Raw genomic sequence first — 12243 nt, 5'->3', positions numbered from 1 at the left:
TCGCCCCGGCGGGAGGCCGGTGGGGACCGGTGGCGGTGCGCGGAGGCGTCAGGGGCGCGCGGAAGCGCCGGCCGGTGCGGCGCAGGGGGTGACGGCGCCGGCCGGTGCGGCGCAGGGGGTGACGGCGCCGGCCAGTGCGGCGCGTCGAACGCGGGTGCTGGTCGGCACGGCGGGGCCGCTCCGGGCGGCCGGCGCGGCCGGGCCGGACCGGGGCACGCTGCCGCGCCCGGTCGACGTACGACGATGCTGATCCATGGTGGAGACGCGGTGCGTCATCGGTCCTCCTCGGGTGTCCACGCCCTGGGGTGCACCGACGGCCGAAGTATCCTGGCTCCCGGATCGACGCTCACCCCCGGCCTTCCAACCGCGCACGCACGGCCGTGACTCACGAGGGGGGATCGCTCCCCGGTGACAGTGGCGGGACCGCGCCGGAATCACACCGGCTTCCTTCACTGCCGTCAGGCCGCGAATGCTGCCACACGTCGCGGCCGACGGTCAACGCCACCCGAGGCCCCACCCCCGCCGCCGCCGGGTATCGGTGGACGGCAATTGCGGCGATATCAACCGGCGCTACGGACATTGTCGCTTGCCTATAAAGTGCCCCCTTGCTCTGCCGCCATGGGCGCGCCGGATCGGGATGACGTCCATGGCGGGAGCGACGCGCAGAACGGGGGCAGCGGGTCGCCCGGTGACCGTGACGTGCCTGGCAGCCACGCTGGGCGAGACGATCCGGTCACGACCCAACCGCCGGCGACGGAACGTCCGTCATCGATCTGCCGTGAATCGGAGGGGAAGAGGTCCGCGCACACGCCCCGAGGCGGTTCCGCCCGTCGGGGGCACACGCCGGCGGGCCGGCGGCGGCAGGCCGTCCGGCCAGCGTCGGGTGGGCGCGCGGTGTGATGATCGACTCGGGCTTCCCCAAGCCGGAGTGCGACGGCCCGGCGTCGGGGGTCAGCGGGCGCGGCGCTCCGGGTGGGCCCGGTTCCACGCCCGCATGCGTTCCGGGTAGCCGGTCTTCGCGGCCTCGTACAGCGGCAGGGCGTGCTTGCGGGCCAGCGCGCCCGCGACGCGCGGCGACCCGGTGCGGCGGCGGATCCACTCGCCGTCGTGGGCGATCGCCACCACCGTCGTGTCGGTCGCCGTGGTCTCGGGCTCCAGGTAGAACTCGACCCCGGTACGGCTGGCCACGAACGCCTCCAGCGCGGCCAGGTCCTCCCGGGTGGCCTCCCGGTCGAGCTTCGTCGGGGTTCCCTCGGCCGCGGCGGTACGCGACCGTCGGCGGAACCAGCCCATGCCGGCCTCCTTTCCTCGCCGTACCCCAGTTCACCACCGTGACCTGGCAGCAGGCTGCGAGGACGGTGACAACCACCTGAGCGGATCAGCCCAGCGCCGGATGTCTGGCTGCACGAATAGGCGGGCCGGGTCCCCGCCTACCGTCACACGGTGTCCGCCGGCACGCCGCGCAGTCGGGGCAGGCGGTGCAGGATCCCGACGAGCGCGCCGAACACGATCGTGAGGATGATGCCCGCGATGACGAGTGGCTTCTCGTCGATACTCTGGCCGAGGAAGGCGAGAGCCATGCCGCTCACCGCCAGGGCGCCAAGGACGTAGTAGACGATCTGCCAGGCGGTCGTGCCGTGGCCGGCCGGGGATGCGACGGCCTCGCTCGCGGCCGCGGTGAGCATCACATCGGGGGCGCCGGGCCCGAGCGCCCGCACCAGGCTCGGACGCAACGCGTCGACGCCGCGCCGGTCACGGTCGACGACCTGGCGCAGGACCGCGGCACCGCCGTGCGCGACGAGGTAGTCCAGGCCACCGGCCTCCCGCAACCTGTCCACGACGGAGGTCAACTCGGCGGCGAAGCCGGGGTGCTCACCGGCGGCGTACTCGATGTCCCTGGCCAGGGTGGACCGGGCCTTGGCGCTGCGCGGGCTCTGCTGCACGTACTCGACGCCGAGGTGGTCGTCGTCGTCGAGGCGCTGCCGCACCAGCCGGTGCAGGCCGCGGATGTCCTCGAGCAGTTCCGGTCCACCTGCCGTCTCGTTCATCAGCCGGGTCGTGATGTACGCCGCCGCCGCCACGGCGTACCCCGCGTGTTCCTGCACGATGCCCTCCTCGCGATTCGCACCGCCGGCGCCCACCGGCGTCGGTTGCATGATGACGGCCCGAGGCAAGCGAGTCCATATCGGACGGAGCCTCGATCAGGTGCGCGGAATCGGTGGGTGGGACGTGGTCATCGATCGCGTGCCGGGCGGCGGGTGACCGGGACCAGCGCCAGCGTCGGGAGCAGCAGCAGCGGCACGACGAGCAGGGCGCGGAGCGTACCGACCTCGTCGCCGAGGAACCCGAGCAGCGGAGGGCCGGCCAGGAACGCCGTGTAGCCGATCACCGCGACGACGCTGACCCGGGCCGGGGCACGGTCCTCGTCGTCGGCCGCCGCGCTCATGCCGACCGGGAAGCCGAGCGACGCGCCGAGTCCCCAGAGCGCCACCCCGACGATCGCGACCGGCCCGGACCCGGCCAGCACCGCCAGCCCCGCGCCGACGACGGCCAGCAGAATCGTGCCGAGCAGCACCGGCACCCGGCCCCACCGGTCCAGGGCCATGGTTCCGGCGGTGCGTCCCACCGTCATGCCCACCACGAACACGCCGAAGACCGCGGCCCCGGCGGCCTCGCTGAGGCCGTACCCGTCGATGAACGCGACCGCGAGCCAGTCGTTGGCGCTGCCCTCGGCGAACGCCATGACCAGCACGAACAGACCGATGAGCAGGGTGCGCGGCTCCCGCCAGGCGCTCAGCAGGTCCCGGCGGCGGCCGGAGCCGGTGCCGTCCGCCCCGGCCGGGGTGCTCTCCCGCACCGGCAGGAAGGCCCGCGCGCCGGCCACCGTGCCGACCAGCACGACCGCCGCCAGGACGGTGAGGTGGACGGCGATCGGGACACCGAGCCGGGCCGCCCCGGCCCCGAGCCCCGCGCCGGCCACCGAGCCGAGACTCCACGCCGCGTGGAACCGGGGCATGATCGTCCGGCCGAGCCGCCGCTCGACCGCCGCCCCCTCGATGTTCATGGCCACGTCGCACATGCCGGAGCCGAAGCCGAGGGCGATCAGGCCGACCACCACACCGGCCAGCGAGCCGACGACACTGGCGGAGATCCCCACCGTGGCCAGGCCGAGCGCCACGAGCACCGTGGCGACGACCACGGCGCGGGCGCTGCCCAGCCGCTGGGCGACCAGGCCCGAGGCGGGCATCGCGACGATGGCGCCGACGGACATGGCGAGCAGCACCAGCCCGAGGCGGCCGGCGCTCAGGTCCAGCGCCTCACGGACCGCCGGCACCCGCGCGAACCAGGTGGCGACGGCGAGCCCGTTGAGGGCGAAGACGGCCGCGACGCCGTTCCGGGCCGCCAGCACGGACCGGGGTACGCCGGCGGTGGGGGCCGGTGCGGTGGACGGGGCGGCGCCGGTCACGGGTACGGGTCCTCTCGTCGGGACGGAGTTCTGCCGAACGATCACACACCTGTAAGCGCTACCACCACAACCCGGGTCCACCCCTTACCTGCACGCGCCTCGGGAGGGATGATGCGTGTCGAAGGCGACAACGGGGAGGAGCGAGATGATGCTGCCGTACCGGACACCCACCCTGGCGGACGTCGCCGCCGCGGCCGGGGTGTCCGCGGCCACCGCGTCCCGGGTGCTCGCCGGCACCGGGTACGCCTCGCCCGCCGCCCAGGACCGGGTGACCGCTGCGGCGGACCGGCTCGGGTACGTGCCCAACCTGGCCGCCCGCGCGCTGGCCCGGGGCAGCGGTGTCCGTCTCGTGGTGGTGGTGTCCGGCGCGTCCCCGGCGGTCCTCGACGACCCGTACGTCGACCGGGTGGTCGGCGCGGCGGCCCGCGTCTGCGCGCCGCACGGGCTCGGGGTGGCGCTGCACTGGCTGCCGACCCGGGACCCGGGTGGCCTGCGGCGGCTGGCCGAGGACCGCGGGGTGGGCGGGCTGATCCTGCTCAACACCACCGAGCGGGTGCTCGACGCGGTTCCGTCGGCGCTGCGCGGCCGGGTGGCGTCGATCGGCATCGGCTCCGCCGGCGTGCCCTCGTTCGACGTGGACAACGCCGGCGGCACCGACGAGGTGGTCCGGCACCTGTACGCGACCGGCCGTCGCCGCATCGCCATGGTCACCGGCCCCCGCTGGCTGTCCTGCGCCGGCCGGTCGGTCCGGGCGTACCGACGGGTCGTGCGGGAGGCGGGCCTGCCGGCGCGCATGGTGCGCGGGGACTTCACCGCGCAGCGGGGCCGGACGGCGGTCCGGGAGGTGCTGGCCCGGTGGCCGGACACCGACGCGGTGGTCGGCATCAGCGACGCCACGGCCCTCGGGGTGATCGACGGGCTGCGCGCCGACGGTGTCCAGGTCCCGGGGGACGTCGCGGTGACCGGTTTCGACGACATCCCCCTCGCGGCGGTGACGACCCCCGCGCTGACCACCGCCACCCACCCGGTGGCGCAGATCGCCACGGCCGCGGCGACCGCCGTGCTGACCGGCGACCGGGTCGGCCCGGAGACGGTCTTCCCGTCCCGACTCGTCCGCCGGGTGAGCGCCTGACCGGCGGGACGGGGGTTGGTCCTCCCGGGGGCGGGTAACCGCCGGCCGTCCGCACCGCCGAGCAAGAGGACCGCCCGTGAGCGAACCCGCCCCGCCCCACCGCGCACCGGAGGAGAACGCCCGGCACGGCCGGCTCACCGCCCGGCCGGCACCGCCCACCGGGCGGGCCGGCACCGGCCTCACCGCACTGACCGACGCCGAGGGCGGCCCGCTGGCGACGGTGTACGCGCCGGAGCCCGCCGACGGCTCGCCGTACCGCCTCGTGCTTCTGCTGCACGGTGCGGGCGGCTCGGCCCGGCAGGGTCTGGACCTGCTGCTGCCGGTGGCCGACGCGCACCACCTGCTGCTGGTCGCCCCGCAGGCCGCCGCGGGCAGTTGGGACCTGATCGTCGAGGGCTTCGGGGTGGACGTACGCCGGATCGACGGGCTGCTCGCCGGTGTGTTCTCCGGCCACCCCGTCGACCGGGTCGTCTTCGGCGGCTTCTCCGACGGCGCCTCGTACGCCCTGTCGCTGGGCCTGACCAACGGCGACCTGGTCGACGCGGTCGTGGCCTTCTCCCCCGGCTTCGCCGCGCCCCTGGTCACCCACGGCAAGCCCCGGGTGTACGTGGCGCACGGCACGGACGACCCGGTGCTGCCGATCGACGTGTGCAGCCGCCGGCTGGTGCCCCGGCTGCGCGCGCTCGACTACGACGTGACCTACCAGGAGTTCCCGGGCGGCCACGAGGTGCCGGCCGAGATCCGGCACCACGCCGCGGCCTGGCTGAGCGGCTGACCGGCCCCGGCGCGACGGGTCACCGCACCGGCAGCCCCAGCGCCTCGTCCACCCGGGTGAGGACCGCCGCGTCGTCGTCCACGCCGACACCGCGCAGCAGGTCGATGGCGGTGGCGCGGACCTGACCGACGATCATGGCCAGCGGCAGGGTCTGGCCCGGGGTGAAGAGCCGCCCGGCGGCGCGTACGGCCTCCAGGGTGGCCCGCTCCGCCTGCGCGGCATGCCGGTCGGCGGCCCGGGTGTCGCCGTCGAGGTCGGCGGCGAGCGCCGCGCCGGCGTCCCGGACGGCGTCGGCCAGGCCGCGCAGCGTGCCGCCCAGCGCGGGCGGCGGCGGGGCGGGCTGCCGGCTCAACGTGACCCCGGCGCGGGCCAGCACCCGGACGTTGCGGACCACGTAGTCGATCTGCCGGATCGCGCCGTCGACCGAGCGGAGTCGACCGATGTGCCGGCGACGGCGTACGTGCAGGCGCAGCGCCTCGCCGGCCACGCGGACGCCGTCGCGGAGCCGGTCCACCGCCGCGTCCATGCCACGCGCCCGCTCCAGCGCGGCCAGGGCGGCCGGGGCGTCCCGCGCGTCCAACGCGTCGGCGACCTCGGTGAGCAGGCCGGCGAGCTGGTCGAAGGTCTGCCGGACCTCGCCGACCAGCGGGGCCAGCGGCCGGCGGGCGCCGACGAGCTGGCTGACCACGATCGCGACCACGCCGCCGACCAGGGCGTCCACGAAGCGGAACGGCACCAGCGCGTCGCGCACCGGCGGGATCGCCACCAGGTAGAGGGCGGAGACGGCCGCCTGCACCAGTGAGACCCCGGTGGCGCCGACCGCCACGGCCAAGGCGACGGTGATCAGGATGACGGTGAAGACGGTGCCGGTGGTCCGGCCGAGGGCCTGCACCACCAGGTCGGCGACCAGCACCCCGGCGGCGACGCCGAGCACCACCTCCACCGCGCGCCGGATCCGCTGCCCCCGGGCCTGTCCGAGGACGATCAGCGCGGCGGCCGGGGCGAAGAAGGGCTGCGGATCGCCGACCAGGTCCGCGGCGAGGAGCCAGGCGACGGTCGCCGCCAGGGTCGCCTCGACCACCGGCCGCCATCCGTGTCGCAGCCGGCCGGCGGCCGCCCGGAACACGCTCCACCGGAACATCCCCGCCTCCTCGGTCCGCCCCCGACCGGCGGGCTACCCGGCGACGGTAGCGGTAAGCGCGGCCGGGCTTGCCGGGACGGGGTCAGCGGCCGGTGAAGGCGCGCAGGAGGGCGCGGACGGCGGCGGTCAGGTCGGCCCGGCTCTCCGGCGTCCCCGACGCGGGCGCGGAGAGGGTGCCGGCGCCGACGAGCCGGTCGAACAGCAGCCCGTCGACGAAGGCGACGAGCTGGTCGCCCTGCCGGCGCGGGTCGGCCGCCCCTGCACGGGCGAGCAGGTCCCGCGCCTGGACGCGCAGGCCCGTGCCGTGTGCGAGGACCGGCCGCAGCTCGGGGCGGTGGACCGCTTCGAGCAGGCACGCGTACCGGGCCAGGGAGCGGGTGCGCCCGGTGGTGAGCCAGCGGTCCAGCAGCGCGCCGACACCGGTGGCGAGGCGGTCGAGGTCCTCCGCGTCCAGCGGCGGGCCGGGCTCCGGCGGTGACGCCCCGGTAGGCAGGTCACGCACCGCCAGGTCGGCGCGGTCGAGGTCGGCCAACCGCTGGACCACCGCCTCGATGAGCGCCGCCCGGGTACGCAGGTAGGCCGAGGTGGTGCCGGTCGGCACGCCGGCCCGGGCGTCGACGGCCCGATGGGTCAGCGCCCGCATCCCGCCCTCGGCCAGCAACTCGACGGCCGCGTCCGCCAGCCTCGCCACCCGGTCCTCCCGCCCCGCCACGCGCCCTCCTCCGATTCGCCTCCCGGCCGTAGTATGGCCTTCTACAGGCGTAGAAGGGCGGTCGACATGGGCGGAACGCGCGCGGTCGTCGTGGGTGGCGGGATCGGTGGCCTCGCCGCCGCGCTGGCGCTGCACCGGCACGGATGGCAGGTCACAGTGCTGGAGCGCGCCCCCGAGCTGCGCGAGGTGGGCTCGGGGCTCACCCTGATGGCCAACGCGGTACGCGGGCTCGACGCGCTGGGCCTCGGTGCGGCGGTGCGCTCCCGGGGCGCCGCGGACGCCGCGGGCGGGCTGCGCACGGCACGCGGGCGCTGGCTGTCGCGGTTGGACGGCGCGGACATGACCCGGCTGCTGGGCACCAGCGCGATCGGCATCCACCGGGCGACCCTGCAGCGACTCCTCCGCGACGCCCTGCCACCCGACGTGCTGCGGACCGGGGCGACCGTGTCCGACGTCGACCCGGACACCGGCGAGATCCGCTACGACCTGCGGGGTGAGCCGGCCGCCGTCCGCGCCGACCTGGTGGTGGGGGCCGACGGGCTGCGCAGCGTCCTGCGTACCCGGCTCTGGCCCGACATCCCCCCACCGGTGTACGCGGGCACCACCGCCTGGCGGGCCGCGGTCGCGTTCGACCGGCCCGTCCCGGTGGCGGTGAGCTGGGGACCGGGCACGGAGTTCGGGATGGTGCCGATCGGCGACGGTCGGCTCTACTGGTTCGCCGCCGTTCTCGCCCCGCCCGGCGGCCGGGCGGCCGACGAGTTGGCCGTGGTGCGGGAGCGCTTCGGCGACTGGCACGACCCGATTCCGGCGCTGCTCGCGGCCACCCCGCCGGAGGCGGTGCTGCGCACCGACCTGTACCACCTCGCCACCCCGCTGCCCACCTACGTGCGGGGGCGGGTGGCGCTGCTCGGCGACGCCGCGCACGCGATGACCCCGAACCTCGGGCAGGGCGCCTGCCAGGCCATCGAGGACGCCGTGGAGCTGGGCGCGGCCTGCGCGGGCGTACGGCCCGCGGAGGTGCCGGGCGCCCTGGCCGCGTACGACCTCAGGCGGCGACCCCGCAGCCAGGCCGTCGCCCGCGCGTCCTGGCAGGCGGGGCGCTTCGGCCAGCAGCTGCGGCATCCGGCGGCGGTGGCCCTGCGGAACACGGCCCTGCGGATGACGCCGGCCCGGGCGGCGCTGCGCGGGATGGCCCGGCACACCGACTGGCGACCCCCCGCGTCCGCCTGACCGCCGCCCGCCGACGGGCAGCCGTCAGCCGGCGGCGGCTCGCGCGGCCAGCGCGGCGTACACCGGCGACCCGAGGAAGCGGTTCAGCACCTCGGCGGTGCCCGGCGTGTACGGGCGGCCGTCCAGGACCTCCTCCGGCGTCAGGAAGACGAGCGCGGCGCCCTCACCGAGCACCACGTCCTCCTGGCGGGCGCGGGTCGGACCGCAGAAGTAGTGCTTGACCCGTCCCACCTCGGGGACCTCCTGCACCGCGAAGGGGGCCAGCGCGTCGACCGGCCGCAGCCCGGTCTCCTCCCACAGCTCCCGCACGGCCGTCTCCTCCGGGGTCTCCCCCGGCTCCCCGTGACCGCCGGGCAGACCCCACACGTCCGGGTGGTACTGGGCGTCGCCGTCCCGCAGCTGCATCAGCAGCCGCCCGTCCGGGTCCACGAGCAGCACGCAGGAGACCGAGATCATGACCGGAGCCTAGTGCCGCACCGTCGCGTCCGGCCGTCCCACGCCCGGCCGGTCGCCGCCGTGGGCCACGTCGCCCAGGGCCACCAGCCGTTCGCGGTCGGCGTCGGTCCCGAGCATGCCGGCGAGCCCGGCCGCGTACGCGGCGGCGCCGTCGACGCCCAGCCCCGCCGCCACCGCGTACTCGTCGGTGAGGGTGATGTCGAACAGCGCCGGGTCGTCGGTCGACACCGAGCATCGCACGCCGGCCGCGTGCAGCACGCTCAGCGGGTGCGGCCGATCCGGACATGCAGCTCGATCCTGCGCGCGGCGTGCTGAGCGGGAGTCATCGGTCTCCTCCGCGTCGGCGGGCTCCAGCCTCACCCATCCGGCCGCCGGCCCGCCTCCCCCGCGCCGGGGACCGTGCCGGGCGCCTCCCCGCCACCTCCGGCGTGCGTCGGAAGGCGGACCGCACCGGCCGCGGGATGGTGAAGATCGGCTATAAGTGGGCCATGGAGTTCCCCGCGCACCTCGCCACCATGCCGATGCACGCGATCACCGAGATCCACGGTGAGCCCGGCCTGCTGGCCCGGTTCCGGCTGGAGATCCAGGCCTTCGACGAGCCGGCGCGGACCCGCCTCACCGAGGCCCTCGACCTCGCCGCCGACCTGCACCGCGACGACCGGCGGGTCCGCGAGCCGTACCTCAACCACCTGCTGCGGGTGTCGATCCGGATGATGCACCACTACCAGGTACGCGAGGTCGACGTGATCGTCGCCGGCCTGCTGCACGACGCCGTCGAGGACCACCCCGACGAGCTGGCCGCCGACCGGCCCGGCGCGGACCGCACGGCCGCCGCGCTCGCCGCCCTCGCCGACCGGTTCGGCCCGCGGGTCGCCCGGCTGGTCGGTGCGGTCACCAACCCGGCGTACGACCCGGGCCGGGACAAGCACACCCAGTACCGCGAGCACGTGGCGGCCAGCCTGGACCGGGAGCCCTGGGCACGGGTCATCAAGGTCTCCGACTTCACCGACAACGGGGTGGGCGTCATCCACACCGTCGGGCCGAAGGTGGTGTCCTCGGCCCGCAAGTACCGGCCCCTGGTGCCGGTCTTCCGGGACCTCGTCACCCGGCCGGACACGCCGCTGTCGGCACCGGTGAAACAGCACATCCTCGACCAGCTCGACCTCGCCGAGGAGCGCTTCAGCTCCATCCTCGACCAGCCCGTTCAGGCCGAGAAGTAAGCCGTTCGGACGGGCTCGGCGAGCACTGCCCGGGCGGCCGTGACATCAGCCAGTCGGGCTGCGAGAGTCGCCATGGCGAGCCGTTCGGGCAGTGCGGCGCTGAACTTGAGACCGTCGAGAGCCTTCTCGTTCACGTCCGGCAGGCAGATCCGCTCGCGGGCGTCGGAGGTCGCGAGGCGCATCATCTCCCGACCGGCATCCGGCCTCAGCCGGATCCAGGCGTCGTCGTACCGCTGCGTCGGGTCCGCCACCTCGCTCAGGGTGGCGATGAGCGTGGCGTTGGCCCGAAAGCCCGCCCACGTCCACCACCGCATCTCGCCGTCACTGTCACGGGTGACGAGCGTGCCGCCCGGGTGGACGGACGCTTCGGCGTCCTCCCGAACACTCGCCAGCCGGGTCCGGGCGCGCCCGGTGAGGGCTACCGGCGGATCGTCGCCGAGGAGGACGTCCCGCATCGCACGGACCATCCGGTACGACAGCCCCTGCGGCGAACCGCCGCTCATCCACATCGCCTTTCCGCCGGACTCCGCGGGCTCCACGAAGCAGCGCCGGCGCTTCCAGTCGATGTAGGTGACCCGCCAGTTCCGCCCAGCGAGCAGCAGCAGTCTCGGGCCCTGCACCCGCGCGGTCAGAAGGGCCGGGTCGGTCCGCCCGATCTCGGTGCGGCCGGACAACACCGTGAACTCCGGTGGCGCGGTGAACACCGCGAGCATGTCCATGAAGTGTCGGCGCCCGAACCGTCGTTCGGTCTCCGGCCCGATGAAGAGCATTCCCGAATCGACGTCCAGGTACCCGTTGCCGACGAGGTGCCGCACGATGACCTCGGCGCTCTGGTCGAACGGGGCCAGGCCGTTCCACTCCTGCGACCACAGCCGGTCACCGACGCGGTGCCGCTGCAGCGCCAGCGCCAACATCTGCTGAGCGACGATGTGTCGGGGCTCCGGTGGTGGGGTGACGGCTTCCACCCAGCCCTGCGCCCACAGGTGGAGCAGCCCGGCGGCGTGCAGCAGTCCGTCCCCGTCGAGGGCCAGGAACAGGCAGTTCCGACTGCTTCCGGGCCGCCGGCCGGTGCGGCCGAGCCGCTGCAGGAACGCCGCCACGGTACGTGGGGCGTTGATCTGGATGACGCGGTCGAGGTCACCGACGTCGATGCCCAGTTCCAGGGTGCTGGTGGCGACGATGACGCAGTCGCGTTCCTGCGCGAACGCCTCTTCGGCCCGCCGGCGCTCATCGAGCGAGAGGGAGGCGTGGGACAGGAATGTCGTGACATCAAGTGCCCGTAGCCGCTGCCCGAGGTCCTCGACCAGCGCCCGCGAGTCACAGAACACCAGCCGCTTCTGTCCGCGATGCAGGGCGGCGATGACTTTGGCGGCGTTGTGCACGGAGCCCACGTAGTCCACCTCGATGTCCCCGGGAGGGCGCGCCGCCGGGGCGGTCGTAGCAACGTCCGCTGCGACCCCCGGCGCCACCACCCGGCCCGGACGGTGGCGTCCAGAGCCCTGCAACCACGCGAGAAGGTCGTCCGGGTTGCCGACGGTCGCGGAGAGACCGACGCGCTGCACCGGGCGCCCCGTCACCTTCGTCAGACGCTCGAGGACCGCCAGGAGATGCCAGCCCCGGTCGTCACCGGCGAACGCGTGAACCTCATCGACCACGACCGCCCGTACCTGACCGAGGAAGGTCTCGTGGTCCACGGCAGCGCTGACCAGCATGGACTCCAGTGACTCGGGCGTGGTGAGCAGAATGTCCGGACGGTCCCGGAGGATCGCCCGACGGCGGCCCATCGTCACGTCGCCGTGCCACAGCGCGGCCCGCCGGCCGAGCCAGCCGGTGTAGGTCTCCAGCCGAGGGAGGAGGTTGTTGAGCAGCGCCTTCAAGGGGCAGACATAGAGCACGGTGGTGCCGGCCCAGTTCTCCTCCGCCATGCGGGACAGCAGGGGGAACATGGCGGCTTCGGTCTTGCCTCCGGCGGTCGGTGCGAGCAGCAGCGCGTCCTCGCCGCCCAGCAGCGGTCGGACGGCAGCTTCCTGCAACGGCCGCAGCGCCGGCCACTGCAGCGTGTTGACCACATGATGGAGAACCACCGGATGCAGAAGGTCAGCTGCGCTCAT

At 75.1% G+C, this 12243-nt stretch carries 13 protein-coding genes and 1 riboswitch; of the genes, 4 read left to right on the top strand and 9 right to left on the bottom strand.

What is annotated here, in order from left to right; all coding sequences use genetic code 11:
• Positions 1-48: 48 nt before the first annotated feature.
• From ACTMSW_RS19690 to ACTMSW_RS19675, 4 genes are all read right to left on the bottom strand, one after another.
• Complete coding sequence (locus ACTMSW_RS19690) at positions 49-276, bottom strand: hypothetical protein (protein ID WP_441182091.1); 228 nt, start codon at positions 274-276, stop codon at positions 49-51.
• 44 nt (positions 277-320) lie between these two features.
• Positions 321-450, bottom strand: a riboswitch (cobalamin riboswitch).
• Between the two features lie 501 nt (positions 451-951).
• Complete coding sequence (locus tag ACTMSW_RS19685; protein WP_441182090.1) at positions 952-1293, bottom strand: hypothetical protein; 342 nt, start codon at positions 1291-1293, stop codon at positions 952-954.
• Between the two features lie 143 nt (positions 1294-1436).
• Entirely contained in the window at positions 1437-2105 is a 669-nt protein-coding gene (locus ACTMSW_RS19680) for a hypothetical protein (RefSeq protein WP_441182089.1), read from the bottom strand.
• 128 nt (positions 2106-2233) lie between these two features.
• On the bottom strand, positions 2234-3466 hold the full coding sequence (locus ACTMSW_RS19675; RefSeq protein ID WP_441182088.1) for an MFS transporter: 1233 nt from the start codon (positions 3464-3466) through the stop codon (positions 2234-2236).
• 145 nt (positions 3467-3611) lie between these two features.
• On the opposite strand from ACTMSW_RS19675, the gene ACTMSW_RS19670 reads away from it, so the two are divergent.
• Both ACTMSW_RS19670 and ACTMSW_RS19665 read left to right on the top strand, forming a co-directional pair.
• Positions 3612-4598, top strand: coding sequence for a LacI family DNA-binding transcriptional regulator (locus ACTMSW_RS19670; RefSeq protein ID WP_441182087.1), 987 nt, complete (start codon positions 3612-3614; stop codon positions 4596-4598).
• Positions 4599-4674: 76 nt separating this feature from the next.
• Positions 4675-5373, top strand: a complete 699-nt coding sequence (locus ACTMSW_RS19665) for an alpha/beta hydrolase (protein ID WP_441182086.1) — start codon at positions 4675-4677, stop codon at positions 5371-5373.
• Positions 5374-5392: 19 nt separating this feature from the next.
• Here ACTMSW_RS19665 and ACTMSW_RS19660 read toward each other — a convergent pair whose 3' ends face one another.
• Complete coding sequence (locus ACTMSW_RS19660) at positions 5393-6514, bottom strand: FUSC family protein (protein WP_441182085.1); 1122 nt, start codon at positions 6512-6514, stop codon at positions 5393-5395.
• Positions 6515-6596: 82 nt separating this feature from the next.
• On the bottom strand, positions 6597-7226 hold the full coding sequence (locus tag ACTMSW_RS19655) for a TetR/AcrR family transcriptional regulator (RefSeq protein WP_441182084.1): 630 nt from the start codon (positions 7224-7226) through the stop codon (positions 6597-6599).
• 66 nt (positions 7227-7292) lie between these two features.
• Here ACTMSW_RS19655 and ACTMSW_RS19650 point away from each other — a divergent pair, with 66 nt between their 5' ends.
• Complete coding sequence (locus ACTMSW_RS19650; protein ID WP_441182083.1) at positions 7293-8456, top strand: FAD-dependent oxidoreductase; 1164 nt, start codon at positions 7293-7295, stop codon at positions 8454-8456.
• Positions 8457-8480: 24 nt separating this feature from the next.
• Here ACTMSW_RS19650 and ACTMSW_RS19645 read toward each other — a convergent pair whose 3' ends face one another.
• Both ACTMSW_RS19645 and ACTMSW_RS19640 read right to left on the bottom strand, forming a co-directional pair.
• A complete protein-coding gene (locus ACTMSW_RS19645) occupies positions 8481-8912 on the bottom strand; it encodes an NUDIX hydrolase (protein ID WP_441182082.1) in 432 nt (143 codons plus the stop codon).
• Between the two features lie 9 nt (positions 8913-8921).
• On the bottom strand, positions 8922-9272 hold the full coding sequence (locus ACTMSW_RS19640; RefSeq protein WP_441182081.1) for a hypothetical protein: 351 nt from the start codon (positions 9270-9272) through the stop codon (positions 8922-8924).
• A 128-nt stretch (positions 9273-9400) separates the two neighbouring features.
• Here ACTMSW_RS19640 and ACTMSW_RS19635 point away from each other — a divergent pair, with 128 nt between their 5' ends.
• Positions 9401-10132: an HD domain-containing protein gene (locus ACTMSW_RS19635; protein WP_441182080.1), complete on the top strand. Its 732-nt coding sequence runs from the start codon at positions 9401-9403 to the stop codon at positions 10130-10132.
• On the opposite strand, the gene ACTMSW_RS19630 is transcribed toward ACTMSW_RS19635, so the two are convergent.
• Positions 10117-12243, bottom strand: coding sequence for a DEAD/DEAH box helicase (locus tag ACTMSW_RS19630; RefSeq protein WP_441182079.1), 2127 nt, complete (start codon positions 12241-12243; stop codon positions 10117-10119). The two genes, ACTMSW_RS19635 and ACTMSW_RS19630, sit on opposite strands and share 16 nt — an antisense overlap.

Source organism: Micromonospora sp. BQ11, from assembly GCF_052068135.1.
Lineage (GTDB): Bacteria > Actinomycetota > Actinomycetes > Mycobacteriales > Micromonosporaceae > Micromonospora.
Note: the sequence above shows the minus strand (reverse complement) of the source record. Positions and strands in the feature narration are given on the sequence as shown.